Origin of the sequence: Paenibacillus taiwanensis DSM 18679 (assembly GCF_000425125.1) — a bacterium.
GTDB classification, from domain to species: domain Bacteria; phylum Bacillota; class Bacilli; order Paenibacillales; family Paenibacillaceae; genus Paenibacillus_B; species Paenibacillus_B taiwanensis.
Genome location: NZ_KE384310.1, coordinates 146,865 through 173,366 on the forward strand (window position 1 = coordinate 146,865; position 26,502 = coordinate 173,366).

The 26,502-nt window shown below is 44.9% G+C and carries 24 protein-coding genes; 11 read left to right on the top strand and 13 right to left on the bottom strand.

Going from position 1 to position 26,502, the window contains the following annotated elements; translation table 11 throughout:
- The first annotated feature begins 41 nt into the window (after positions 1 to 41).
- The gene (locus tag H509_RS0123210) at positions 42 to 446 is read left to right on the top strand and encodes a DoxX family protein (RefSeq protein ID WP_028547167.1); all 405 of its coding nucleotides are present in this window, start codon (positions 42 to 44) and stop codon (positions 444 to 446) included.
- A gap of 91 nt (positions 447 to 537) precedes the next feature.
- The gene (locus tag H509_RS0123215; protein WP_028547168.1) at positions 538 to 1,308 is read left to right on the top strand and encodes a DODA-type extradiol aromatic ring-opening family dioxygenase; all 771 of its coding nucleotides are present in this window, start codon (positions 538 to 540) and stop codon (positions 1,306 to 1,308) included.
- Positions 1,309 to 1,487: 179 nt separating this feature from the next.
- Here the strand turns inward: H509_RS0123215 and H509_RS0123220 are convergent, their stop codons facing one another.
- Together H509_RS0123220 and H509_RS0123225 are read right to left on the bottom strand one after the other, a co-directional pair.
- Entirely contained in the window at positions 1,488 to 2,240 is a 753-nt protein-coding gene (locus H509_RS0123220) for an alpha/beta fold hydrolase (RefSeq protein WP_245596237.1), read from the bottom strand.
- Between the two features lie 200 nt (positions 2,241 to 2,440).
- Positions 2,441 to 3,256, bottom strand: coding sequence for a hypothetical protein (locus H509_RS0123225; RefSeq protein ID WP_028547170.1), 816 nt, complete (start codon positions 3,254 to 3,256; stop codon positions 2,441 to 2,443).
- Positions 3,257 to 3,666: 410 nt separating this feature from the next.
- Between H509_RS0123225 and H509_RS27895 the strand changes: the two genes are divergently transcribed.
- Positions 3,667 to 3,840 (top strand): hypothetical protein, encoded by a 174-nt coding sequence (locus H509_RS27895; protein WP_157277919.1) that lies wholly within the window; start codon positions 3,667 to 3,669, stop codon positions 3,838 to 3,840.
- Positions 3,837 to 4,703, top strand: coding sequence for a metallophosphoesterase (locus H509_RS0123235; protein WP_084159363.1), 867 nt, complete (start codon positions 3,837 to 3,839; stop codon positions 4,701 to 4,703). The genes H509_RS27895 and H509_RS0123235 overlap by 4 nt, the downstream gene beginning before the upstream one ends.
- A 113-nt stretch (positions 4,704 to 4,816) precedes the next feature.
- On the opposite strand, the gene H509_RS0123240 is transcribed toward H509_RS0123235, so the two are convergent.
- The 3 genes from H509_RS0123240 to H509_RS0123250 form a co-directional block, all read right to left on the bottom strand.
- The gene (locus H509_RS0123240; protein WP_028547172.1) at positions 4,817 to 5,866 is read right to left on the bottom strand and encodes a S8/S53 family peptidase; all 1,050 of its coding nucleotides are present in this window, start codon (positions 5,864 to 5,866) and stop codon (positions 4,817 to 4,819) included.
- 116 nt (positions 5,867 to 5,982) lie between these two features.
- Positions 5,983 to 7,035: a radical SAM protein gene (locus tag H509_RS27425; protein WP_084159364.1), complete on the bottom strand. Its 1,053-nt coding sequence runs from the start codon at positions 7,033 to 7,035 to the stop codon at positions 5,983 to 5,985.
- A gap of 277 nt (positions 7,036 to 7,312) precedes the next feature.
- On the bottom strand, positions 7,313 to 10,570 hold the full coding sequence (locus H509_RS0123250) for a DEAD/DEAH box helicase (protein ID WP_028547173.1): 3,258 nt from the start codon (positions 10,568 to 10,570) through the stop codon (positions 7,313 to 7,315).
- A gap of 329 nt (positions 10,571 to 10,899) precedes the next feature.
- Between H509_RS0123250 and H509_RS26985 the strand changes: the two genes are divergently transcribed.
- Complete coding sequence (locus H509_RS26985; RefSeq protein WP_051287548.1) at positions 10,900 to 11,658, top strand: GNAT family N-acetyltransferase; 759 nt, start codon at positions 10,900 to 10,902, stop codon at positions 11,656 to 11,658.
- 119 nt (positions 11,659 to 11,777) lie between these two features.
- On the opposite strand, the gene H509_RS0123260 is transcribed toward H509_RS26985, so the two are convergent.
- The 6 genes from H509_RS0123260 to H509_RS26470 all read right to left on the bottom strand — a co-directional run bounded on the left by H509_RS0123260 (position 11,778) and on the right by H509_RS26470 (position 18,914).
- Complete coding sequence (locus H509_RS0123260; protein WP_245596238.1) at positions 11,778 to 12,152, bottom strand: DUF6376 family protein; 375 nt, start codon at positions 12,150 to 12,152, stop codon at positions 11,778 to 11,780.
- A gap of 136 nt (positions 12,153 to 12,288) precedes the next feature.
- Positions 12,289 to 13,176: a hypothetical protein gene (locus H509_RS0123265; RefSeq protein ID WP_028547175.1), complete on the bottom strand. Its 888-nt coding sequence runs from the start codon at positions 13,174 to 13,176 to the stop codon at positions 12,289 to 12,291.
- Positions 13,177 to 13,321: 145 nt separating this feature from the next.
- On the bottom strand, positions 13,322 to 14,179 hold the full coding sequence (locus H509_RS0123270) for an amidohydrolase family protein (RefSeq protein ID WP_028547176.1): 858 nt from the start codon (positions 14,177 to 14,179) through the stop codon (positions 13,322 to 13,324).
- Positions 14,179 to 17,307: a GNAT family N-acetyltransferase gene (locus tag H509_RS0123275; protein ID WP_036698741.1), complete on the bottom strand. Its 3,129-nt coding sequence runs from the start codon at positions 17,305 to 17,307 to the stop codon at positions 14,179 to 14,181. The genes H509_RS0123270 and H509_RS0123275 overlap by 1 nt, the downstream gene beginning before the upstream one ends.
- A gap of 140 nt (positions 17,308 to 17,447) precedes the next feature.
- Positions 17,448 to 18,038 (bottom strand): hypothetical protein, encoded by a 591-nt coding sequence (locus tag H509_RS0123280; RefSeq protein WP_036698742.1) that lies wholly within the window; start codon positions 18,036 to 18,038, stop codon positions 17,448 to 17,450.
- 18 nt (positions 18,039 to 18,056) lie between these two features.
- Positions 18,057 to 18,914 (bottom strand): C39 family peptidase, encoded by an 858-nt coding sequence (locus H509_RS26470; protein ID WP_245596239.1) that lies wholly within the window; start codon positions 18,912 to 18,914, stop codon positions 18,057 to 18,059.
- A 294-nt stretch (positions 18,915 to 19,208) separates the two neighbouring features.
- Between H509_RS26470 and H509_RS0123290 the strand changes: the two genes are divergently transcribed.
- The 5 genes from H509_RS0123290 (at position 19,209) to H509_RS0123310 (ending at position 23,649) form a co-directional block, all read left to right on the top strand.
- On the top strand, positions 19,209 to 19,922 hold the full coding sequence (locus H509_RS0123290; protein ID WP_028547179.1) for a response regulator transcription factor: 714 nt from the start codon (positions 19,209 to 19,211) through the stop codon (positions 19,920 to 19,922).
- Between the two features lie 4 nt (positions 19,923 to 19,926).
- The gene (locus H509_RS0123295; protein WP_028547180.1) at positions 19,927 to 20,862 is read left to right on the top strand and encodes a sensor histidine kinase; all 936 of its coding nucleotides are present in this window, start codon (positions 19,927 to 19,929) and stop codon (positions 20,860 to 20,862) included.
- A 160-nt stretch (positions 20,863 to 21,022) separates the two neighbouring features.
- Positions 21,023 to 21,946, top strand: coding sequence for an ABC transporter ATP-binding protein (locus H509_RS0123300; protein ID WP_028547181.1), 924 nt, complete (start codon positions 21,023 to 21,025; stop codon positions 21,944 to 21,946).
- On the top strand, positions 21,939 to 22,631 hold the full coding sequence (locus H509_RS0123305) for an ABC transporter permease (RefSeq protein ID WP_028547182.1): 693 nt from the start codon (positions 21,939 to 21,941) through the stop codon (positions 22,629 to 22,631). The genes H509_RS0123300 and H509_RS0123305 overlap by 8 nt, the downstream gene beginning before the upstream one ends.
- Before the next feature lie 235 nt (positions 22,632 to 22,866).
- Positions 22,867 to 23,649 (top strand): ABC transporter ATP-binding protein, encoded by a 783-nt coding sequence (locus H509_RS0123310; RefSeq protein WP_028547183.1) that lies wholly within the window; start codon positions 22,867 to 22,869, stop codon positions 23,647 to 23,649.
- A gap of 90 nt (positions 23,650 to 23,739) precedes the next feature.
- Here H509_RS0123310 and H509_RS0123315 read toward each other — a convergent pair whose 3' ends face one another.
- Positions 23,740 to 24,462 carry a GntR family transcriptional regulator gene (locus tag H509_RS0123315; RefSeq protein WP_028547184.1) on the bottom strand — a complete coding sequence of 241 codons (723 nt, stop codon included), beginning with the start codon at positions 24,460 to 24,462 and terminating at the stop codon, positions 23,740 to 23,742.
- A 584-nt stretch (positions 24,463 to 25,046) separates the two neighbouring features.
- Here H509_RS0123315 and H509_RS0123320 point away from each other — a divergent pair.
- Positions 25,047 to 25,622, top strand: a complete 576-nt coding sequence (locus tag H509_RS0123320; protein ID WP_028547185.1) for a double zinc ribbon domain-containing protein — start codon at positions 25,047 to 25,049, stop codon at positions 25,620 to 25,622.
- Between the two features lie 212 nt (positions 25,623 to 25,834).
- Here the strand turns inward: H509_RS0123320 and H509_RS0123325 are convergent, their stop codons facing one another.
- Positions 25,835 to 26,425, bottom strand: coding sequence for a TetR/AcrR family transcriptional regulator (locus H509_RS0123325; RefSeq protein WP_028547186.1), 591 nt, complete (start codon positions 26,423 to 26,425; stop codon positions 25,835 to 25,837).
- Between the last annotated feature and the right edge of the window lie 77 nt (positions 26,426 to 26,502).

Here is a 26,502-nt window from a genome sequence, read left to right on the forward strand (position 1 = left end):
ATAAAGTATTACAATATAACAACTAATAAGGAGTAGTGAAAATGAAAATAAATGAGATTATGGTTACTTTAATGCGTGTGGTGTTGGGGATTATTATGATGGTTCATGGTATTACTAAGTTCCAAATGGGATTGGAAAATGTATCTGGCTGGTTCGCAAGCATCGGTATTCCAGGGTTCCTCGGATACTTTGTCGCAGCGTTAGAGTTGGTAGGCGGTATTTTGTTAATTGTTGGTCTGTTTACACGTTATGTGTCTGTATTATTTGCTTTTATGTTGATCGGTGCAACAATTACGGTTAAGCTGCCAGGCGGTTTGTTGGGAGATGGACAGGGAGCTGGTTATGAATTAGATTTGGCACTGTTGGTTATTTCACTTTACTTTGCAGGAGCAACTGTTCGTGGATTCGGTCTTGATCAATTGTTATTCCGCAAGAAAGAACAATAAGATACTAGCTTATACAACTATGTAATAACATCAAGTGGGCCCCGTAGGGCCTCTTGTTGTATAAAGACAGTTTCGATAGGAGGCTTCAATTATGATTCCATCTTTGTTTATCGCACATGGCGCTCCATCGTTAGCTTTGGAGAAGCACGATTATACAACCTTCTTGAACGAGCTTGGTTCAAGTATGCCTAAGCCACGGGCTGTCGTCTTATTTACAGCTCACTGGGAAAGCACAGAGCAGTTGGTGTCAGGCGCTGCGACTTATGAAACGATTTATGACTTTGGGGGGTTCCAGCGAGAACTGTATGAGTTCAAGTATCCAGCCCCTGGACTTCCATCGTTAGCAGCGGAAATTAAGGAGCTGTTCGAAGCTGCGGGAATACCTGCAAGTATGGATACTGCACGGGGACTTGATCATGGCGCCTGGGTAGTGCTGCATCTGCTGTATCCAAAGGCAGATATCCCTGTTATTGCGCTATCGGTTAACAGATATCTTACCAATGCAGAACAGTACCAGATCGGCAAGGCACTGGCAGTGCTGCGAGAACAGGACATATTAGTTGTCGGCAGTGGCGGCACAGTGCATAATTTAAGACGTATAAACTGGGATGCTACAACACACGATGAATGGGCGCTTGCATTTGATCAATGGCTTGAAGAGAAGCTGACCAGTTGGGATACTGCAGCCTTATTTCAATATGAGAAATTAGCACCACATGCTGAAGTTGCGGTGCCTACTCCAGAACACTTTATTCCACTCCTATTAGCTATGGGTGCAGGAGATGAGAAGCGGCAAGCTACAAAATTGTTCCGTAATTATCAATATGGTAATTTGAGCTTGTCTTGTTGGAAGTTTGATTGAGACGTTTATGGATTGGAGCACCAATACGGTTGCTGTATCGAAGCTACAATGGGTGATGCGTTGCTCAAAAAGATAATAGTTAAATGTTCGATCCCTGACTAGAGTTTAATCATTAATCATTCTTAAGAAGAAGGACCTTGATCCCTACTTGTAGTGGATTTCTAGGTCCTTCTGTGTAACTACGACCGAATAACTTGCTCCACCCACTTCCGTATGGTCTTATTTACTTCACCAGCAGCTTTGGTGGGCAATTGGTGTTGCTCCTCTTGAAAGATAACGAGCTTGCAATTCGGCAAGCCTTGCTGTAGCTTATGGCGATATGAACTGAAATCGGTATCCTTTTCACCATACAGCAGTAATATAGGGGCCGTAATATGACGGAGCTGCTCTGTACAGTTGTAGTTCAAGCTGCATTGATAATATTGATGAATGTTGTCTCTGTGACCCTGCTTCGCTTGCCGGAGCAACTGTTTGAATGTGAGCTTACTGTCCGCGTTGCCCCATGAGATGGCCCAACGTAATAAATGCAGCAATGGCTGCCAACGTGAAAGGCCAATAGCGAGCCGTATTCGACTACGCAGCTTCACATCAGTAGCCTCTGACATCGCACTGATCAGAATACCACCATAGAAACGATTCGGATGTGTAAGCAAGGCTTCTAATGCAACAGATCCTCCAGTTGAATACCCGCACACAAATGCTCGTTTAATGTCCAGTTTGTCCATAAGCTGATGAATATCCTCTACGATTAACGTATACGTAATCGACGCATCCGAATGCGCGCTCTTGCCATGTCCACGGATGTCAAACGTAATAATCCAATAATCGTCAGACAGATCGATCTGCTGATATCGAAAATTAGCATTAGTTAACAGCGGAGGGTGAATAAAAATAATCGGTATGCCTTCGCCAAACGTCTGGACATGAAGCACCGTCTCATTAATAGGTTGATTAGGCAGCAGATATCCCCCCTATAGTCCACGTATTGTGGCTATCATACCCGAAAGCTGCTTCTCCATGCATAACTAGCAATGAAATCATACAGAAATACGACCTGATAAGCATTATGGTGAGTCTAATTATAATTAGAGTGGATTCAGAAAAGGTTGCGTCAGCCTCGTTGCGATGCAGCTTAGACACTTGGCTTTAACTGTTCATGGGCTTTTGAAATGACGGTTGCAATGTCATGTTGCAGTGCCATAATACGCTGCTTTTGTTCCACAAGCTGCCGCGAAAGTGAGACGAGCGGTGTTAAGGCTTCTATGCATGCTTTGGCATCGGTTGCTTTGACGGCTTGCCTGAACGGCTTGAGAACCGAGGGAGCGAGCTTATTAAGGGAGACGACAGTCTTTCGTGCGGATGTAATCTTGACGCGTAGAGCTACGGCATCGGTTAATGTAGTGCGTACTCGCTTCATCGCTTGAGCTGCACTTTGCTTGGCTTTCATGTACGCTTGTTCACACTTGCGAATATCCTCTTTGGCAAGTTGAACCGTCACTTTAACGATATCCGACTTCACCCGCAATGCAGATGCGAGCTCCGTCTGCTTTAGCTTGCGGGCTACCGTGATCTGCTGCTGGAGTGAAGTGAAATAGGCTTGCAGGGGCTTGTGACGATTCCGTGCATCCTGAACACGCTTCTCTAGCTGGCGCAATAGAGTTGTGTCCATGTTCTTGATCTGCTTTCGCACAACTGCTTCGTTCTGGCTGTTGCGAGCTTGTTGGGCTGCAATGTTCGTGTCCAACTGACGTTCTTGTCCCTGTTGGGCAACAAGTGATTGGTGAGCGGCTTGCAGTCGTGAAGCATAGGCAGAAGGTGCTTGCGAGACGGTCTTATTAAATGCAGCTTGTGTGGTGTCAGACCATACAACGGAAATAGCTGCTGCGGATGAAGGGAAACCCGTACTAATAAACAAAAGCATCAACATGAACATCAATCTTTTCATCATTCTTATAATCCTCATAGTATTCAAAGTTCTCCTTTCTAAGATACATAGATTAATTTCATCCAAGTCTTGAACAATGGAAACCCGTTTGCAGCAACGCAAAAAAGCACCAGTAAGAAAGGCCTTATTGACCTGTCTTACGGGTGCTTCCATCGTAAGGGTTGAAATATTTGGATGCTGTATACCACCAATATACTTGATGCTGAATTGTCAGTCAAGTCCTGTTCGCAGTACGTTCGAGTTCTTTTTTTAACGATAATTACGGGATACAGGATCACATCCATTTCCATTGTCTATAAGACACTTAGCAAGCCAGATCTACCACTTGTCATATTGGCGTAACATGTGTCTTTTATGATCAAAGATGAGGCGGTGCAGCTGGCCGTTAACTAGACAGACAGGATGAGATTTTCATGAATGCCAAAATGCCAAAGCTGCTGCTGATTGTGTTACTGACCCTTGTCGCAAGTTTACTTGTGGCAGGCTACTCTCAAAAACGTAGTAATCCTACCGAGCAGTTGGGACATGTTCCTTTGTTTACACACCAATTAACCGCCATAAATACGCAGGGACTAGATAAAGGATGAAGCAGTTAAAACAAGCGGTGAGATGGGGAACAACTGTCATTTTAGCTTTACTGGTGTTTGGTGGAAGTGCTTATGTATACAGCTCGATGGTGGAGCCGCATCTACTGATGGTAACTGAGCACGTTGTGAAGGCTGAGCAGCTGCCGCCCAGCTTTGAAGGGATGAAGATTGTGCAATTTAGCGATGTTCACGTGGGGGCAGATTATTCAATAGAGCAGTTGCAGAATCTCGTACACGCTATAAATCAACAACGGCCTGATATTGTTGTGTTTAACGGTGATTTGTTTGATCATTACAGCTTATATGGAGCAGGCGCAAATCGCGTGTTCGAGGTATTGGCTGGAATTCAATCTACGCTTGGTAAATATGCTGTATATGGTAATCATGATCGGGGTGGTGGAGCCAACAGGGTATATAAAGAAGGCATGGAGAGTGCGGGATTTACCGTTTTAGTAAATGAGGTTAGACAGTTGGCTCTTCCTAATGGGCAATCGATTGCGATCGCAGGCCTCGATGATTTTATGCTCGGTGCGCCTGATATCACGGGTACGCTGTCTAAGCTTAAAGCGGGTCAGTTTAACTTGGTCATTGTACACGAGCCTGATGTGGCAGACAGCTTTACGGCTTACCCGATTAATATGCAGTTGTCTGGACACAGTCATGGTGGTCAAGTGCGGCTTCCGTTGGTTGGTTCATTTATTACGACGCCGCTCGGAGAAAAGTATGTGCAAGGTATGTATCGTATACAAGGGCAGCTCCGTGAGTCTGCGCTCTATGTCAATAGAGGTATTGGCACAACAAGAGCAAAATTTCGTTTATGGTGTGTACCTGAGTTGTCTGTGTTCACGCTTACCCAATCGTAACGTGTATACGAATCCCTTTTAAACTGCAACATGCTCCTATATTGCAATTCAAAAGGACGTCGCAGCGATAAAGCAACGGCGTCCTTAGACTGCGGATTGCAGCTAGCGAAACATCAGGGCTTATGCAAATAGGGTTGTCTAGCTCTAGTAACCAAATCATGCAGGGTGTAAATGGAGTAAAACTGATGGAGTGAGATAGCGGCGAAATTAAGTTTAATGCTGAACTTCTGTTCGATAGCGTTTAAAATACGAACACACATGTCAGGTTGAAGCCCAATTTGAGGATGCAGTAAGGAATGAGCGTACAGATTCGGCAGCAGTTCTCGAGACAATTGCAGCTGGTCGGAAAGTAATTGCACCATTTCGCGAAGTAAATATTCGTTATAACTACAATCGCATGGAGGAGCGACCATTTCCCCATACTGCATGCACGTGGCATGATGGCTATCGACCCATTCTGTACGGGTCGCTAAGTCCCGAAGCAGCTTCATCAGTGTGTGATTAGACAAATGTGGATCGGCTTTAACGAGCTTAGCGACAATGCCGCAAAATAAAGCAGCAGCCTTGCGGTGTCCACCGAACACCACGTAATGTCCTTCTGCGTCTGGTACAAATGCCGGAGTTGCATCAGCTACAACTTTTATGGGGGAACTCGGATTGTACCAATATTCAAAAGTTCTGCTCATAGGGCTGCCGCAGACGCCAATCACTGAGCTGGAAATAGCGGGAGAGAAGCAGACTGTACAGGCATCGAAAGGATAGATGACTATTTTTCCTTGTCTTACAAGTGTTTCGCATATTTCCTTTAAATCCCGTTCATAGCCTTGATCGGTCGTCATGCCGTTTGTGTATATAATGCGGGTATCCGTGTGCGTCATTTCTTCTAAAGCTTTCAGCAGCGACATTGAGCTGCTTTCCGTTGGCGTGTGAGCTAGCTTAGCCACATGCATATTCAGGTTGGGAACGACTTGGCGAATAATTTGCGCGGAGTGCACTCCGAATTCACGGTCTTCGGGATCTCCACTGCTTAACGGATGTTTGGGTTTCATTTTGTCAGCACAGACACCGCACGTGGTGCATGTGGACAATTTGGCGTTGATGAGACTGGCCTCGTTGTCAATTAAGGCGATTAACGAATCATCGCGCTTCCATCTGACGTTCAAGCTATCACCTGATTCCTTATATAAATTTACTTAGATATGGAAATGTTATCAAGCGTGAAGTCAGTTGCAACTACTCCTTAAAGTTCTATACCAGTTGGAAGATGAAGGAACCTCAGTTAATGGAGAGCGCGTCTTGAAACGGGAACGCAATCAGGATAGGTCGGTAGACAGCAAGAGGAAGTGGTCCCGTCGTAGTTTATAATGATCGCGTTGTGGTCACAGTTGCACTTATAGGGCTCAGTGAAGTCGTCAAAGCGTTCTGATTGTGTAATTGATGTTCGCATGCAAGATTGTACAGGGTACGAAAGGTATGATCTGAGAAAGGCTTTACCTCTGCCTGTTGGAATAAAATATTTGACGATAGGACGTGTTCCTAGACGGTGGTTCAGCTCATAAAATGCTTCTTCCAGATGACGATTATGTTCCATAAGTACCAAGGAGAGGGAGATGTGGCAGTTGCCGCTGCTTTGGAGAAGTGTAACGCTTTCCATTACTTTCTCAAATACGCCAGGTCCTCGGATCTGTTGGCAAGATTCATTATTTACTCCATCTAAACTGATGTGTACGCTGTCCACTGAGGAGCATAGACGGCTCACATTTTCTTTTGTAATAAGGGTCGCATTTGTAGAGAGGTGGATTTCTCCTGCAAAACGACTGTCCATGTCATGCAGAATAGTAAAAAAATCGGGTCTTAGCATAGGTTCTCCACCCGTAAAGGTGACGGTATCTGGTGCTAAAGCTATGATCTTGACCAGCAATTGAAGTACATCTTTGGTGGATAGCTTATGGGATATCGGGTGGGGGGATGGAGTAAATTTAGCATTGCAGCAGCAATGGATACAATGCAAATTACACTTGTTTGTGAGTGCGAAGTAGACGTGCTGTAATCGGTTAGGTAGTTCAGGCAGAGTGCGTAAGCATATGCTACAGGGTGAATGCTGCAAGACGTCAGGGACACGTGTACAGCGCTTACAATTTGCTTCATGATGTACATTGGGGATGGGTAGTTGCTGGTCTTTTCTATAGGTTGTACCTGTCTCCAACACATACAGGGATGGAGGTGATAGCTTCATTCCTTCGCGGGCCAGCAGTTTGCAGCCAATATCTGTTTCTTCCTGACTTGGGATGCTGCGGTTTGATATAACCATATAGGGCTCGTCATAGGCCATGTCGACACCTCCATATTTTATAGTGAGTTACAATGGCATTATATACCTTTTAAATTTGAAGTAATGTGATATTTGTTACATTTTTTTCTTGAAGGCATGTTTTTTGTGTATAAATTGTAAATCTACTTTTGGAATCCGTATATAGAACCCATTGAATCCATCACAATAGAAGATATAGAGAAGCGAAACGACGCTACAAATAGAAATTAAAGAACCTTCAACACCGCGTAGCGGGTTAAAGGTTCTTGTGCTTAGCAGCACATATAGACAAAGTCTATTAGTCCATCATAAGCAGCTCCATAATTTCATCCTCAGTCAAGGAGGATACGGAGGTTTCCCCAGGTTGAATGACCTCGTCAATTAGATTTTTCTTTCGCTGCTGCAATTCAACCATCTTTTCCTCAATAGTGCCTTGTGTGACTAAGCGAATGACTTGCACGACATTTTGCTGGCCCATTCGGTGCGCGCGGTCGGCAGCTTGCTGCTCTACTGCAGGATTCCACCAAAGATCATATAGAATGACGGTATCGGCTCCAGTTAAATTAAGTCCAGTACCTCCCGCTTTCAGTGAAATCAAAAATACGGCCTGCTCTCCTTCGTTAAATCGCTGGCACAGCTCTACACGCTCGCGTGAAGGCGTGCTGCCGTCCAGATAGAAGCAGCTTAATCCGAGTTGCACGTCTAGCTCTTCTTTAATAATTTTCAGCATCTCCGTGAACTGGGAGAAAATAAGCATCCGCTTGCCGCTTGCGACACATTCCTGAATAACTTCCATTAGCAGCTCTAACTTGCCAGAGCCGTCTCCGTAATTCTCGATAAACAAAGAAGGGTGACAGCACAATTGCCGTAGTCGGGTCAGGCCAGCTAATATTTTGATGCGGCTCTTCTGGAATCCCTCTGTTTGCAGCTGCTGCTTCGTATCTTGCTGCAACTGCATAAGATAGGCCATGTAGAGCTTCTTCTGTTCTGGCAGCAGTTCGGTCTGCTGTAATGTTTCGATCTTCTCCGGCAGTTCCTGTAACACGTCGGATTTCATTCTGCGGAGGATGAACGGCCGCACTTTCCGAGCAATTTGTTCCCGGGACAATTCCATAAATGACTTTTTGCTCGTAAATAGATCAGGAAATACCGCATCAAAGATTGACCACAGCTCTTCTAGTCGATTCTCGACTGGAGTTCCTGTTAATGCAAACCGCTGGGCGGCCTGCAATTGCTTTACCACTTGCGCAGTCTGCGATGAATGATTTTTGATCGCCTGCGCTTCGTCGAGAATCAAGGTGCGGAAGCGCTGTTCCGCATATTGATCAATATCGCGGCGCAAGAGCGGATACGATGTAATGTAGACATCTGTATCCGCTGGCTGCTCCAACATCTCAGACCGCACCTGCTTGTCACCAGAGACGACTACAGCGGTTAGCTGCGGTGCAAATTTCGTTAGCTCGTTCTTCCAGTTGTACAGTAGTGACGCTGGTGCCACAATCAACGAAGGCAGCTTGGCATCTTCCGCTTGCGGCTCCGCCAGCAGGAAGGCAATGCCTTGCAGCGTCTTGCCAAGCCCCATATCGTCCGCGAGAATACCACCGAAGCGATAATGGGCAATGGTTTTCATCCATTGGAAGCCTACTTTTTGGTAATCACGCAGGATAGTATCTAGCGACTCCGGTACCGGAAATTCGAGTTGTCCCGGATTACGGATATGCTCTAGCAATTCGTTAAATGCTCGACCTAGCTTGACCGAAGCCGGAATAACAGGCTCTTCCAGCAGGGAGAAGCCGCGCGTCACAGACAATTCAAATCGATTGCCTCGAATATCCGACTTGCGGATGCCTAACTCTTCTAACATATTTCGAATCTGCTGGAAATCAGGCTGATCAAGCATAACGTAGGCGCCATTGGTCATGCGATAGTATTTCTTTTTCTCAACCAAATGGTGAAGCATGAGGCTTAGCTCTTTTTCGTCCACGCCATCTAATTCGAATTGAACATCCAACCAATTCATACGGGAATTGATGTCCATGTTCAGCTTGGGCTCTGTATGCAGGGTACGCATCTCTGCTTGCAGCTCAGGCTTCGTATAGACTTGGACTAGCCGTTGGAGCTGAGGAAGCAGGACAAACCAGAAGTAAACGATGTCTTCCTCATGATCCATGTACAGCGCATTACCGTTATATTTAAAAGCGGACTGCTCAAACAATCGCATAATCCGGCCTTCACGCCGTGTATCTCGCAGCAAAATCCGCTCTGATGAAGCTTTGTGTTCTAAATCCGCCCCCATCGGCTCAATAACTACGTCATCGTAAACATAAGTCAGCTTTGCCAGCAGTCTGCTGCCTTCGCGGTCCAAATACAGCTGAGCCTGTAGCGGAATTTGAACGAGCTTAGCTTCAATTGTCGGAGCGACCTTCATAAGACCGATCCTTTGAAGCTCAGGTACAACGCGGTCCATGAAGGGCTCAATCTGCGAAGGAGCAATAAGCATCTGATGACGATGGGACTGAAGCAATTGCTTCATTTCCTCCATGTAGGTTAACTGGGCAGTTCGCAGGCGATACAAGCAACCGTTCGCAACAGCCATTTGATAACTGTCGAGGGGGTATACTTGCTCCAAACCGTTTATGTCCAGTTGATAGTAGTCATGTTCTGCTTCTGTTAATGAAAAAGAGATCGGTAGCGGCTCATTTATTACTTTTAGCTCGTCATACACGATGGAAAGATGCTCAAACTTGGCTTGTGCCTGCTCTAATAATGGCAGCAACCGATCTAGGGCGTTTGGTGGGATAAACAGCATTCTTCCTTGATTAAAGTAAGAACTGACTGAATAACCGCTCCAATTGCTTTGAATCGCCTCACGATAAGCTAACTCGCTTAGGCTCAGTTCCATGAGCAATTGTATAACGGCAAAGTCCTCCGCACTAAACTTATATAGCGCAGGGTCCCATGTGAATGATTTGGAAAAAGCATACTCAGTTTCTTCGAGAACGTTAGCCAAAAATTCTTTCAAATTAGGAATAACGTATAAGCGGGTCAGGCCGAGTTTAAGCTCGATAGCGAGCAACGGTTTATTGGATTGTGGTATTACCGTTTTGCAGGTGAACTCTACACGAACGGTCATCCGATCGTCCTGCAAGGGCTCTTCTTCCTCCGCGACAACGATGCGGTCAAACAACGAAATCAGTTGAGTGGTCACTTGAGTATTTTGATTCATGGCAATTTGAACCTCGCGATCCCCTATGCTGGCTTGCTCACCTCGCTCAACAGAACGGATATCAAGCAGGACAGCGGCGATGTGTTTGCAATAAGAAGAATAAGTAGAGTAAGCAGGGCAAGAGCATACGGCATGGGTCTTGCCAGATGACTGGAACACAACCTGTACCTGATAAGGTTCACTTCCCCTGACGACCGCCTCATATACACCGTCCTCCGCATTATATGACACTTTGCGAACACGGTGTTCCTTAAAATAAGCTTCGCCGCGACGGTAGAAGGATGTGCCGCACAGCGATTTAATATCTGATATTGAAAGCGTATAACTCATAATGACAATGTCCTCACTTTGACCAATTCAGCGTCCTCGCCTAATATTCGAATGATTGAACCTGGGTGTAAGCCTTATTTGATCACGTTCAAATCAATTGTATGCACACGTACTATTATATGTATCCATTATGGGCAAATGATGACGAAATCACAACTTCTTTCCACGTATTATTTCTTGGTGGTAGGTTTTAAATGAGGGCTCGATGGTGCTTGCGGGTAATTTGTCTAATATTTACGGGTGCAAGTCATTTATTCAAGGTGTGGCCATTTTCTTAGTGCAACCATGTATTGATTTGAAGCGTCAATATTAACAAGGAGGCGTTGGATATGATGGTACGCATGCCAATATTAGTTGTTCTTCTAGGGCTGTTATTTATGGTGTTTTCTGGATGTGAAAATGAGAGCAGTGATGACGAAAAAACAGCTGAGCAATATGTAGAACAGCATGGTTATCAAGTAATATCTCGGCAAGGTGAAGTTCAAAAGTATGTCCTAGAAAAAAATAAACTTACTGGAAGCACCGAAAACATACTGTATCAGCAAAGTTGGGGGGTTCAATCTGTTGAGCCTGATAAGTACTTTGGAAAAGAAATAACGGTATATCCATTTACAGTGAAAAATCATCCGCTAGAAAAAATATATCACATTGAAACTACCGTCAACGTCATGATTTGTGAAGGCCAAGTAATCGGTGGAACTTCCATGCCCGCTCAAGGAAACGAGGCTCAAATGGGGGAGACAACCGATACACTTGACCAGATGCCTTTGGCTGCAAGGCTTATTAGCTCTGGTCATTTGTTTGGTTGGGTAACGGACGGTGAATTCGTATCTATTGCAAATATTACGTTCCGTTCCCCGCGTCACGGTGTTATCAACAGCGTATATACACCCCCTGAGCATCGAAAAAGGGGGTACGCTAGCGCACTTGTGGCATCATTGTGTGATGTGCTCCTGAATAAGGAGAATTTGACGCCCATTCTGTACGCGGATACAGCGAATCCCCATTCAAACAAGGTGTATCAGGGCATCGGATTTAAAGCGAGCGGTTTAGTACACGCAATAAAGTTCGTGGAAAAGGTAGAGTGAGCAAGTATAAGAAACAAGGACTTAATGAAAGCGTAAACGCACTGACTGAAATGAGGGCGACCGCCGGCAGAGGAAGAAATAAATATTTGCAGCGGCCGCTCATACTTCGTTGTTGTATGTTAAGGGGCTAACGCCTGAATTTGTCCCAAGGTGTCCGTAATGTTGCGAACAGTCTGGAACAATGGCGAGTCTTGAATTGCAGTTATGTCGGCAATACCAGAGTTGACTTGCTCCAATAGGCCGTTAATTTCCTGTGTAAACGCTGTGTTGTAGTCTGTTAATTGCTGATGGATATCTTGAGCGAAGGCAGGTGCCTCCAAGCCGTTAAATGAAGTAATTTGATTCTTCATCTCCTCAAGAGCTTGTGTTAATGAGGCTTTGGCGTCAATGTCAGTAGCGGCCTGCTCGACAAGCTGCGGAACACGCTCAGCAAAGCTGGATACTTGATTGACGTAAGAAGTAGCCTCTGTCACATAATTTAATGAGCTGTTCACGCTGTCGAACATTGAGCATCCGGATAAGAGGATGCAGCATAGCAAGGTACAAAGCAATTTTATTTTCATCGTTTTCCTCCCATATATTTTATTTCTAAGTAGTACTTTACGATGAGGTATTCGGTTTCATAAAAGGCTACAGTTCACGCAAATGAATGCCATCAGAGAGGGTCATACGTGAATAAGAAATTTGTACGGGCCCAGACACATCCTCCGGGTAATAGGGTGCTGTTGGCAGTACAAGATTAGATACTCTCACGGTGCTATGCTCACTAAGATGTGGTGCAAAAGTGACAGAACCCAGGTCTATATCTGAAAATTCATAGGGAAAGCTCGTATCGTCTCTTTTAAGCAAAATATGAGCCGTAACCGCCTGTTGGCTGTAATTGCGAACAGTAACCGTACAATCTCCCACCCATCGACTCTGAATCTGCTCCAAGCGACAGCTAGCTAAAGTGGACATATTGGCATGAATAGCATAAATACCTGTGCCTAGATAACGTTGATATGCTTCAACAGCTTGGTTCGGCAGTGTAGTGACGGTCAAGAAAGCTGCAAAGCCAATCAGGAAGCGTTGACGGTTTAAGGATCGTACAAGCATTCTTATCAAAATAACGAGACCAATTAATAAGGGCAGACCTGTGAGAACTAGTGTACCGTTTCCAAATGAAAAGACAGTTGGGATGCCAAGCCATCGTAAGCCCACTTCAAACCATGAGTAATGATGAGGATAACGAATGGTTAGTAAGCTTAGGAGCAGCAAGCCGATCAGAGCCCGTTGGAGCAGTTTTTTGTCACGGATGAAGTGCGGACTGGAAGGGGGATTGCTCTTGTTGCGGAGAGGATCTGTATACCATGCAAAAATAATGCCACACAACATACTTATAACTGCCCAAACGAGAATTTGATATACAAAATAGTAAGACCTACTGAAAATCAATACGATTAAAGACATTGTAACAAAAATAATGCCGCCGCTGAGTAAAGCACGGTTCCAAAACGGGTGCATTTGCGGACGCTGCACATACATCGCTCCTATACATTTTATTGTTGATTATCATCCATACGCTCTGAAGTGTATGCATTTATGTTAGGTTGTAGGGTGAGCTTTACATGAAGAAGGCTCTCGTCAATCATTTGGGACGGGAGCCTTAGGAATAGAATGCTTATTATTCTATGAGTGGTACAATTTTTGGGAATACACGCTGTGCCGTCTTATAAAATACATCCTCGTGATAGGCAGCTGGGATCAGCTCTCTTACAAATTGCAGGTACGGCTCTATTGGTGCGAGCGGCCAATCTGTACCAAACAATAGCTTCTCATAATGGTCGCAATAGGTGAGTGCATGTCGCAAATGTGTAAAGAAGAGCGGTGATTGGCCGAGGCGCTCGCATTCTGCTGCATCACCTACCATTAAGCCGGATAAATCTGCGAACACGTTGCGATTTTTGTATACGACCTCAGCTCCGTCCAGTACCCAAGGGTCCCCGAAGTGAGCCATCATAAAGTTGACATCTCGGTGCTGTACGGCCACTTCATCAATTGTGAGCGGATGTGCGTATTTTAAAAGTCCGCGTTCAGAGTAAGTATCGCCCGTGTGATAGACAACAGGGACTCGATAAGCCTTAGCCAACTCATATACAGGTTGATAAACGTCATCATAAGCATAAAACGGATAATAACCGAGATAAATCTTGATGCCGACCGCTTCTGGACGTTGTATGGCTAGTTCAAGCGCGTCTAGTCCCGCCTTATTCAGCTTGTACGGATTAATGCCCGGACAATAGACGATCTGTCGCGGATACTCCTCTAGCATATCAAGTCCCATTGGGGTTGAGGCTTCCCGATCAGGGAAGCCTTCCTTGTCTGTTTCAGTTAATCCCATACCTATTCCAAGTACGACACCTGCATGTTCATACTCTTGTAGCAATCCTTGGACTGAATAGTCCACAAATGAGCGTTCCATTGCTGTGCTTTTGAAAGAATCGATATGAGATAAGTGCATATGTGCATCAATAATCTTCACTACGCTTCCTCCCCTTCTGCCGCTTGTGCATGCGGGAAGGTGATGCCTCGCAGCTCATGCAGTGATTCATGCGGTAAGACATCACCCGTAAAGACCATAAAGGTTGGTGCTGAGCGTGTTATACTGCCATGAGGCAGCGCCAAGTCTCTGTACAACGATAGACCGCTAACGTCCTTATTCGTATAGAGATGAGGCTGAATAAGGGACTCATCCATAATCAACTGTAGTACATCTCTACTTGCTTTACTGCCTAGCGCATAATGACGGTACTCGCCAACCGTTAGTTCTCCTTCTCCAAGCGAATAGTGGAGTGGTTGGCCATCGGCGTTCGACGTTTGAAGCCATCCTTGCGGCAGATTCAGAAAAATCTCGGTTGCAGTCTGAGGGCACGCCAAGTATGTTCCTGTGTGCTGATGAATATCGGTTACATAAGCAAGCATCGGCACGCCTGGCAGCATCAAATAATAGCTGTCCCATGTTAATCCCCGATACTTGACGTGTTTATGCACGGACAGACGAACTCTTAGTCCAGACCATACGTTACCGGCTGAGTCTGTTAAACGTGCAGAGGTTACGGAACGCTCCTCTTTTAAGACTGATAGCGGGCCCAACTCATCCAAAGCTTCGGTCATGCCACCAATCCAAGGGTTCCACCACGACTTGGCCCCATAAACGGGATAACCGGAGGCAAGCCATTCCTGACCATGAACGGCTAAGGAACAAAGCCCCGGGTAGTAATCGGCGTCCACTTGAATGCGTACAGGGCCATTACTTGCTTCATAAATAGTGCTGCCGTCATTCTGAGTTGACGTAATCGTGACGTCATGTGCAGCGATGGTGAACAGCGTACGCTGATGTAATTCAGTATAGGAGCCCAAAGATGCTTTGACACATAATGTGTCTACCGTTAAGTCTGGTCTAGCCAATTCCAATGGTACTTCAACTGCCTCGTCGTTTAATGATACGGTCGTTACGACAACTGCATCTTGCTCGTTACTAGCATATCCAGCTGATACAGTTCCTTCCCAAGCATTCTGCTTGGCATCACGAAGTAAGGCCGACACGTTGTGAGCATCAGGCTGCACAAAGGGGTTGCCGCCATTTGCTGTCAACGTAATGTGTCGTTCTACTTGCGTCGGTTGATCTGTCTTGGTGCGTTTCAGGGCATAGCTGCGGAAGTCCTGCCAGTCGTCAAAACCGCCTACTGTCAAGATAAGGTCTTCGCTTCTACGCGTACTCCCCGGCTGCAAGACGCCCATATTGGTCTCAAACTCGATGGCCCAGCCTTGCAGGTTCATGTGGTGCGTATTCGACCAACAAATGCCGCATGAAGGCCCGTCTCCGCGAGCAAATATCCAAGGCTCGGTTATTTTATCGCCGTCCCAGTAGTCATAGTCATCACCGTGGGAATCTGTCATCTCGACGATTCGTCCGTTATAAGGAAGCACACTGCGATACAAATCTTTGCGGATCCGCTGCGTGACCCACATCTGTTCAGACGTCGCGGTAAGAGAATCGTTCTCCAGTTCCTGCCACAGCTTAATCGTTCCGTCAGCGTAGAGCATGGCATGTGTATGAAGCAGAAGTTGCGCAAATTCACCAGAACGATACGTATGTTGGAAACCAACGGCACCACGTTCTTGCTTCCATTTCATTTGTTCCGGCTGTTTCTTCGAGAACTCTCCGGAATAAGGTTTGCCTACCTTCGGATGAAATAATGCAATTTGAGTCGAATTACGGCCTAGACAGTGAACATGCAATTGATTGTTTTCTTTTTCGTACTCCAGCCAATACTTGCCGTTCATAGCCAGATATGCGGTGTCTGTCTCGCCATAACACATGCCGCCGGGACCATTAAAGCCACCGCCGATTCTCCTGCTGAACGTAACTTCGTCCCCGCTTGCTGTGACAGCAACAACTTTGAGCTGCTGACTCAAGAAGCCGTAATCAAGTAGTCGAAATGAAAAAGGCAGCGAAGCGCGCTCTTTTTGCTTTAGTTCCACAGTATATGATAGCTGCTTCATCTCAAGCCAAGATGTCGGTGCCAACTCGAATGTAAACGAGGCAGGTACAGGAAAATGATTCTCTATATCCACATACATGTCATATTGACCGCCTAGTGCATATATTTCATTTGGAACCTTTAGCGCTAAGGCAGCAGGAAACTTAGGAACAATGCCAACTTGAATAACGGCTGCCAAACCGTTAATGAGAACTTTGGCACGAACGGTTGGACAAGTTCGCCATTCGCTTTGTTCTTTATCGATAACGTCAACGAGGAATCGTGCCGTTAAAAGCTGTTCGTGGGTTACTTCGACGGACTGCTCCCAGTCGAAGCGCACGTTGCGATCGGATTCACCTGTGAAATGGAGGTGAAGAGGCTTGCCGGATTTGTTGATGATGCGATATTGAACGGTATATTCCTTCCCGAAGACAGGCTCGGCTTGCTCTGCTACTGCGGATAAGAGGTAATCTTCCGTTTCAATGAGACAAATGCCTCTGCCTCTTCTTTCGATGTCAACACGCAGCGCTTGCCCTTTATTTTGCCAGGCGTATGTATAGGTGTGAAAACCGTTATCCACTAGCCCGTCCCTTACTACTTCAATTGCACGTGTTGAATCTGCGTACCAATCGATTCCTTCCATATAAGGAGCAATAGCTTCGCAGTTAACGACTAGCGGTATAAAGTTCATAAAATGTGTTGTATCTTCGCGGTCCTCCCAAAAGAAGCCGCAGCGCTTATATAGTGGGACTGCTTTCATGTTGGCATCCCACGTATATAAGTCAATACGCGGCCAGCCGCGGCGAATCGTCTCCTCGACGGCCCGCAGCACCAACATCTTGCCGACCTTTCTGCCATGATAGTCAGGTCGAACATTCAGAAGTTGGATGTACAAGGCGCCGGTATCTTCCCTGTATTCACTTACGCTACAATATCCGACCACCTCATCGTCGGAAAGGGCGAGAAAAACGACGAGCGAATCGGAAGCGGCTTCATTTTGGCGGACCTGAGTACCTGTCATCACGGACGTTCCGCCGCCCCATTCACTCTGACTGCGGTTCCACATTTCGGCAATACTGTCTCCATAATCAGGATGGTAATTAACGATATCAATGTGTAAAGACAAATTCCTCACCTCGCGAATGCCAGTATATTACATATGGTGCAATACGTTCTTCCCCGTATTTAGTTGCTTAATTTTCAAAATAAAAAGACCGGGTTGCCCCGGTTAATAGCCATGCAAATACATCAACACTAACACTAACGTTAGTTGATCCATTGCTTCATCTGTTGAACGACTTTCTCTGAGGACAACTTTTGGTTTGCCGGAAGCTCCAGTAACATTGCCGCGCTTGCTGTTAAATAGACATCTTCTCGATCAGGCAGACAGGCTGCAAGTATACTTTGGCCTTCAAATTCGAAATAACGAATCTGCTCATCTGTTTCTACGGTTGCTCTTGCTTTGTTGTAGAGGTTAAACAGATCGAGGCTGCGATGCTTTCCACCCATTCTCACGGGCTCCTTCATATTTGCAACGATGATTGCTTCCGGTACTTGTTCATGCATAGCAAACCAAAGCCGTTCCCCAGTTGGGCGCAGCAATTCACTTATTCTGTCGCCTTTATAGGATAAGATGCGATCTGACGTCAACGTGTCATCAACGGCCAAGGAAAACCGTGATAAAGTTAATTTGTTAGCTGCTGAGGACGAGTTTTCCTCGTCAGATGGCCTATTCCAAACATAGTCCATCAATGCGGTTTGCTCAGGGCGCTCTGACGTAGCATCTTGGACGGTTATATATACGATGGCTCCAAATAAGATAAACAGCCCTAACAGCAAAGGAATATAGGATCTCATCAATTTCCCCCACTTTCATTATTTACTTGTGCTAATCGTGCCTTCCCATGTAAAGCGATTGTTGCTTTTAAAAGCATCAAAAGTATGTGAATAGTGATCGCCATACCAAGGGTCCATATAACTTACATAATTTGTGCCATTCACACCGGAACTGTATCCATCCAATACGAGAAAATGACCAATGTTCGATCCATTCGTCCAGCTAATAAACGTAATCATCGGTTGCCCCTTGTCCAATTGACCTTGAACCCACTGCAATGTAGGCAAGGAATTAGAAAGGTTACTTTTTACGGTGAAATATTGTAGTCCTTGCTTAATCTCGTAAGAGGTCGCCGGATAGTTATAAGAGCCTCCCTTTACATAATGAGCAAACTGCTGTTGAGTAATATGAATACCATAGTGCTCCAATACGGCAACAGATACGCCAGCCCAGCACCAATTGCTCATCAATTGTCGAGTATCGGGTACGGCTGCGCTACGACTTGGTTCGCTTGGGTTGCCATTAATGAATCCTGATGCGACATAATACTTGATCTGATCTTTGAAGAAATAAAACCAGCGATCATCATCGTTTCCTGTCCAATAGTCTTTTACGAGAGCGCCTCGCTCCCAGCCATCAAAGTGAACGGTAGTGTTGCCAGCAATCGTATACGCAATTGCGGCTTGCAGGCTGGGGGCTGATCGAACATTCACCCCAATAGGCGCAGTTACACCCGAAAAGGCTGCTTGCGTCTGTACTGATGATGGAAGAGAGTACACTTCCGAGGTTTCAGGCTGACCAGCAGCGGGTGAGACACCACTGCCTAATACAGAGGACATCAGTAGCAGTAAACTGCCTACTATTGATACCATGACTTTCGATCGTTTATTTTTCATAGCTATCCTCCTTCGCAGCTAGCTTTAATAAAGAGATAGCAAGCTTGTCCAGTCCAATGAATAGGAAAAGGATCATAACAAAAGAAAGGTGATAGAAACGCTCACTATCCCTTCCTTAACAAGGTATGTAAATACTTTTAATGTGTGACTAGATTTCATATTTTGTGCATGTGACGTCATGACATGCCGCTCATTGTTTATTTGGGAAGAGGTGCAAAATGAGCATCCAGCAGCCTCTATCGCGAGGTATAATAGTGAGATAGATTGGTTTATGTGGAAGAGGAGAGAACAATAATGTCTCATCGCATTTTAATTATGGAGGACGATCACGAGATCGTTGATATGCTGAAGCAGTATCTCGTAAAAGAGGGTTATGTAATAGACAGCGCATATGATGGTCAAGCGGGCATGGTGCAGTTTGTCAGTACCCACTATGAGCTGGTTGTAGTCGATATTATGATGCCCAAGTTGGATGGCATTGAAGTTATTAAGCAGATTCGCGAGCGAAGTGCTGTGCCTATCCTTATTATGTCCGCAAAGGACAGTGACGTGGACAAGGCACTCGGTCTTGGATTCGGAGCTGACGATTATATCGCCAAGCCGTTCTCGATGATAGAGATTGCGGCACGAATCAAGGCTGCCATTCGGAGGTCGACCGTATATGCCAATCGAGAAGCGGCAGAGCCATCATCTGAGTTTGGTAACCCGCAGGTGTATCAGTTTGGCCATTTGCGAGTAGACGTGGGCAATTTTGCAGCGTTTAAGGAAGAACGAGAGCTGAGGTTAACATCCAAAGAGTTTGATATATTGAAGTTATTTATTACAAATCCGAATCGTGTGTTTACAAAGGCGCAAATTTACGGATTTGTATGGCAGGATGACTATTACGGCGATGAGAATGTCATTAACGTTCATATTCGGCGATTGCGCGAGAAAATTGAAGATAATCCTTCTGAACCCCGGTATATCAAGACGTTATGGGGAATCGGGTATAAATGGGAAGGGTGATGAAGTGACGTACCTATGGATTGCGGTTATTGTCATATTGATGATCATCATCATTTGGCAATATCAGTTTATTCGACAACGGAGCCGCGCGCTCGAACATATTCAACACAAGCTTCATGTTATTGTGTCAGAGTCCTCCAGTGAGAAAGTAATGGTGTTTACAGATGACGAGCCGCTAATCGGTGTGCTAAATGAGATCAATATTCTGTTGGACTATCATTTGAAGTCTCTGGCGGCACATGCGCGGATTGAAATTTCGACAAAGAAGATGCTTTCTAATATATCACATGATCTAAAGACACCGCTTACCGTTGTGCTTGGTTATTTGGAGACAATCAAATTGGACTCCGGCATGGAGCAAGGCGAGCGGGATAGGCTGCTTCACAATGTGCACCGCAAAACACTAGAGGTGCTGGATCTCATTAATCAGTTTTTTGACTTGGCCAAGCTGGAATCAGGCGACAAAGATATTCCGATTACGAAGTTACATTTGAATGAAATTTGTAGAATGAGCATGTTACAGTACTATGATATTTTGTCAACACGGGGGTTTAAGGTGTCGATTGATATACCTGACACGCCTTTGTACGTATGGGGAAATGAAGATGCGCTTAACCGGATACTGAATAATTTGATTTCTAATGCGATCCAGCATGGCGGTGACGGCAAAGAGATCGGGATTACCGTAAGCGGAATGGGGCAAGAGGCCTTCTTTTCTGTATGGGATAAAGGGAAAGGGATTCATGAGTTACACGTGGATCAAGTGTTTGAGCGCATGTATACGTTGGAGGATTCCCGCAACAAAGCATTTCAAGGCAGCGGACTCGGGCTGACGATTACGAAACGGCTTGTTGAGGCGATAGGTGGGACGATTGAATTGAGAAGCAAGCCGAATGAGCGGACAACATTTAAGGTTTGCCTGCGGAAAATTAATTATTAAGACGGCACATAGGAGCACGTTAAAGTACAAACATTTGCATGCTGTGCGGTTACAAGCAATAAGCCAGAGTGCTTAAGAAATTTGTAAGGATCGGGTAAGAAAAAAGAGAATTTCGCTCTTTATACTCAAGTTATCGAATGAGAGCGAAGGGAGTATGCATATGTCTTATTTATTAAGAACGACCCAGTTAACGAAGGCTTATCAAGGCAAGGAAGTCGTATCTAACTTAAACATGCGCATCAAAAAAGGCGAAATATACGGTTTTTTAGGTCCAAATGGAGCGGGAAAGACTACGCTTATGCGAATGATCACCAATTTGATTAAGCCAACCTCGGGCGAGATTGAGCTTTTTGGTGAGAAGCTGACGGATACGTCTTATCACTTGCTCAGTCGCATGGGTACCATCATTGAATACCCTATATTTTACGACAAGCTAACAGCTCGTGAGAATTTAGAAATTCATTGTGAGTACATGGGTTATCATAACAAGCAGGCTGTCAATGAAGCGTTGGAGCTAGTTAATTTGGGGAGCATTGAGGGCAAAGCCGTTAAAGACTTTTCACTTGGTATGAAGCAACGTCTAGGTATCGCAAGAGCGCTATCCACCAAGCCGGAGCTGCTGATTCTGGATGAGCCGATCAATGGATTGGACCCGCTTGGCATCAAGGAAATTCGTGACTTATTTAAAATGTTAAGTAAAGAGTACGGGATGACGTTGTTTATCTCCAGTCACATTTTGGGCGAGATGGAGCAAATGGCGGATACGATAGGTGTGATTAACCACGGGCGTTTACTTGAAGAAGTATCTATGGAGCAGATTCGGGAGAAAAATACAGAATATTTGGAAATTACAACGAAAGATATTACGCAGGCTAGTTTTGTGCTTGAGCACAAGTTGCAGTTGTTTAATTTCAAAGTCGTCGATAACCAGTTCATTCGAGTCTATGATACGAGCATGCCGCAAAATGAAGTAGCTAAGGCGCTAATTATAAATGACGTATCTGTCGAAGCGATCACGAAGAAAAACAGCTCACTTGAAGATTACTTCTTATCGCTGCTTAACGGGGGTGGAGTTCATGCTTAAGCTAATGAGACTTGAAATGAGAAAGTTCCGAATGGGAGGTTATGTACGGGGAGCACTCATTTCAACCTTAATCATATTGGCCTTTATGTGTATGGTTAGTTATGGACAAAAGCTAGAGGATGAAATTCCGTTTGATAACTTTGAAACGATGTTGGGATTAGCAGAGACATTGGTCAGAGCAACCTTTATAGTGTTTGCCGCTGTATTAATTGCTCAATTTGTTATTAGTGAATTCAGAACAAAGTCGATTACAGTACTGTTTATGTATCCGATCAGCCGCAAGAAGCTAATGACTGCCAAGCTGATCATCGTGATGATCTTTACGTTTGTGTCGATAGTATGCGCGGATATTATTGTAGCAGGTGGATTTATATTGTTTAATCATTTTACCCAAATGATTAAGGGAAGCTTGACGTCGCAGCTCTTGTGGGCTACCGGTGGGAAAATGCTGATGAACGCGGTAATGTCGTCTGGTATCTGTTTAATTCCGCTGTTTTTCGGGATGCGTAAATATTCGACATCAACCACTATTGTGACTGCTGTTCTTCTGGTTAGTATCGTGGGCAGCAACAACGGCGGCATCACGCTTAATGATATCATTGTAATTCCGATAGGATTAGCTTTGATCGGGATGTATGTTGCATATTTGGGTATTCGTAGTATTGAACGTAAAGATGTAATTTAATTATTAATAGCTGCTTTAAACGTATCTATAGAGCCTCTTTCCGTAATGAACTCGGGAAGAGGCTTATTTAATGCGTTATGAAAATATTTTTAGATGAGATGCTAACAAAACAGTCGACAAGCGTGATCAAATCCGGTATTCTAGGACGAATAATAGGGGAAATAGTTCCAGTTGTTAACAGGAGCAGTGAGGTAACGTGTTAGAAGTGGAAGCAACGGGAGAGGAGATTATTGCGATGAGTGATGTCATTAATATCCAAGGTGTCAGTTGGAGACGAGAGGAAAGGGAACTGCTGAAAGATGTGAATTGGCAAGTTAAAAAACAGGAGCATTGGGCTTTGCTTGGTCTAAATGGTTCAGGAAAAACAACGTTGCTAAACATTGTGAACGGATATATTTGGCCGACATCAGGTACAGTATCTGTGCTTGGCCAGCCGTACGGTGCTGTTGACCTTCGTGATCTGCGAAAGTTGATTGGCTGGGTCAGCTCATCGTTGCAGGAGAAATTGTACATGACCGATATGGCGCAGCATGTTGTTATTAGTGGGAAATACGCTACGATCGGCTTATATGAGCAGTTGCTAGAGGAAGATGAAGGACAAGCGATCGATCTTATGCGGACACTTGGCTGTGCTCACTTATGGGACCGAGAATATCGCACCTGCTCACAAGGGGAGAAGCAGAAGCTTTTAATCGCCCGTGCGCTTATGGCGAACCCGAGCATTTTGATCCTGGATGAACCGTGTAATGGGCTGGACTTATTTTCGAGGGAACGACTGCTAGACAGCATTCATACCCTGACGTTGCAGGATCACGCTCCTACACTCATATACGTCACACATCATACAGAAGAAATATTGCCTGTGTTCACTCGCACACTGTTATTACGTCGAGGTGAAGTCGTTGGCAGCGGTGCTACTGATGAAGTGATGACTTCACAAATGTTAAGCCACTTTTTTGAGGCCCCGGTACAAGTGGAACGCCATGAACAAAGGGTGTACGTAAGGGCTGTAAAATAAACGAACTATAGACAAGTCAGGCAAGAAGCACTGGGCTTCCGAGGGGGACAGTGCTCCTTGCGCTGCAATTTTTTAAGTGTCTCGCAGTCGTTATCGAGTAAGCAAAATGTCATGGGAATACACTTCAGGGTTGCAATAGGAAATGGAATATTGAAGCGGCATGTCACGATTGTTAAAGAGCACGGTGTGTACAACAAGGGCAGGGGACCCCGAAGGCAGGTCAAAGTAAGAGGCATAAGTGGAATCGAGGGCTACGGCCGTAAAGCTTTGAGAGCCGCGCTTGACCTGGATCCCGTTCTTCTCCAATAAATCGTAGACAGTAGGGTTCACCACATTTTCCTCGGTCAAGTAGGATGCCAGATTCATATTAAAATAGTTGTCGTCTACGATGGCACATTGTTCTTGAACTTTGATTTGCCGCTGCACTTTAATCATATCGGCGCCTTCAAACATACGCATAGCTTTAGACACTTTCGGCGGTGCAGGAATAATGCCATATTCATGCAGTTGAATACGGGGCTCCAACTGCTGCAACTGCAATTGCTCCACTAGACCAACCAAGGTAGTTGTTGTGCGTGTAATGCTGCGTTCGGCGACAAAAGTTCCTTTACCGTGCTTCTTTTCCAGTACGCCCTCTACGACAAGCTCTCCAATGGCCTGCCGAATTGTAGTTCGGCTAAGATGAAACATTTTTCCTAATTCGCGTTCGCTTGGAATGGCGGTACCAGAACCCCACTCTTCATTCACAATACGCTGTTTAATACTGTGCTTCAGTTGATAATACAAAGGTATTGGGCTTTGTAATAATTCCATTTGTATGTACCTCCTTCGTTTGATTTGGGATCTGGTCATATGGTCACGACCAGAAGAACAAAAAAAGACACGATTCAGTTGTTGAATTCGTGTCTCCAGTGGTCTGGTCAACAGGAACAGGTTTTCGTTTAATAAAATTGATTAAACTAACCTGTTTACTAGGAATTATATGAAATGTTACACCTAATGTCAACGGTTAATTTCGAAGATTAGACTTGACGCTATTGGAGCGTAGTAGCCCTCTAATGTGAGGTGATTTGCTTTTGGGACAGATGGAGTGCCTTAATAATTTGTATTTTAAACAACGCAGCAGGTCTATACGTTGGTCTACAAGCAGGTCTATAAAATGGATGACTTTTTGTATGTGTGCGTCATAATCATTCATGTGCAAGAATAGGTATGAGGTATTAGTTAAGTAAGTGGAGTATAACCTGAAGTTATTTAGTTATGTAGTTATTTACAAATAAATAAGGGTTATAAAATAAAAGGAATAGTATCATTTAATTGTTAAGTTAGTTTCGATTGGGATTGGAAGTCGTATATAATGAGTGAAGGACAAAATTGCATGTAAGCGAGGGAATAGGATGAGCTTTTTTGACAAAATGAAATCGGGTCTTTCCTCTGGCCTTTCTCAAGTGAAGGATAAGGCACAACAAACAGTTGAAGTTACACGACTGTACTCGACAATCTCCACGAAACGTAAAGATATTCAACAACGTTACGGGGAATTAGGAGAGTTGGTTTACCGTGCCTCGGGGGTAGGAAAAGGACCACGTGTATCTGAGAGTGAAGCAGAGGCGCAGATGGCGCGTATATGTGCCGAAGTTGCCAGATTAGAAATAGAAGTCGAGCAGTTGGAAGAGGAAATGCATCGGGTTAAAGGGGAGAAGGTGTGTGCATGTGGAACTGCCGCTCCATTACAGTCCAAGTTTTGCAGCCGTTGTGGCAAATCGTTTCCAACACCTGTCTCAAGTGAGCCCATTGACATCGAGCCCGTTGATCCTGCCCGTGCCTCGGGCCAACAGTATTTGAAACCGTATGAAGAGGTTCAGACTCAGGCTGGTACAGAGAAAGCACCAAGTATGTCATGCACCCAATGCGGACAATCACTTACCGTGAATGATCGTTTTTGTATTTCGTGTGGCAAGCCTCAGGGATAATCGAAGCAGATAACGTAATTGGAATACAAGTTCCGATTAATAAATGGAACGAAGGACAGTCCGGCCAATAGACCTCACATCCACTGTTAAAGTGAGCGTGAGGTCTATTTGGTATGTATACGGTTTCGTATTTGTCACTTGTGTTGGTGCGATGGATGTGTGAAAAGTAGGCAAACGTGCACAGTTATAACGTATGATAACGTTAGTTTATGTTAGTGGGGGCGAAGAAGCCATTCTAAGGATATGAACACTTTCTGTAAATAGCCATTTTCACGATGGACGCGTGATAAAAACATGCCGCCTTCACATAAGGAGAGGATAAGGCTTGCCGTCTCGGGCACAGGAAGCTGCGCATGTAATTGACCTGTACGTAGACCTTCTAGCAGCAGGTTTTCGCAAGCGGCTTGCAGCGATTGGAAAAACAGACGCATACGTTCCTGAACAGCAGGTGTTTCACCCGATGTCTGCGCAAATAAGGTCAGGAACGGACATCCAGCTTGGCAGTCCTGTTGATAAGCATCGTAAGTTAACATACGAAGCACAAATTCAATACGCGCACACACATCGACGTGATACTGGGAAAGAATCGATTGAACGCGGCCAGAATAATGCTCGATTACCTTTTCAATAATGTGAAGCAGGATTTCCTCCTTGCTTTTGAAGTGATAATAAATATTAGTCTTCGATACTTTACTTGCAGCTACAATATCATCCATACTCGTTAACTGGTATCCTTTGGTCAGAAACAAGTGGGATGCGACGTCAAGTACAACATCTCGATTTGATCGTTTACGTATGCTCATATTGGTAATTTACGCAACATGTCAGGTTCTGTCAATATTTATTTATATGTTGATGTGAATGTATTTTCACCAAAAAA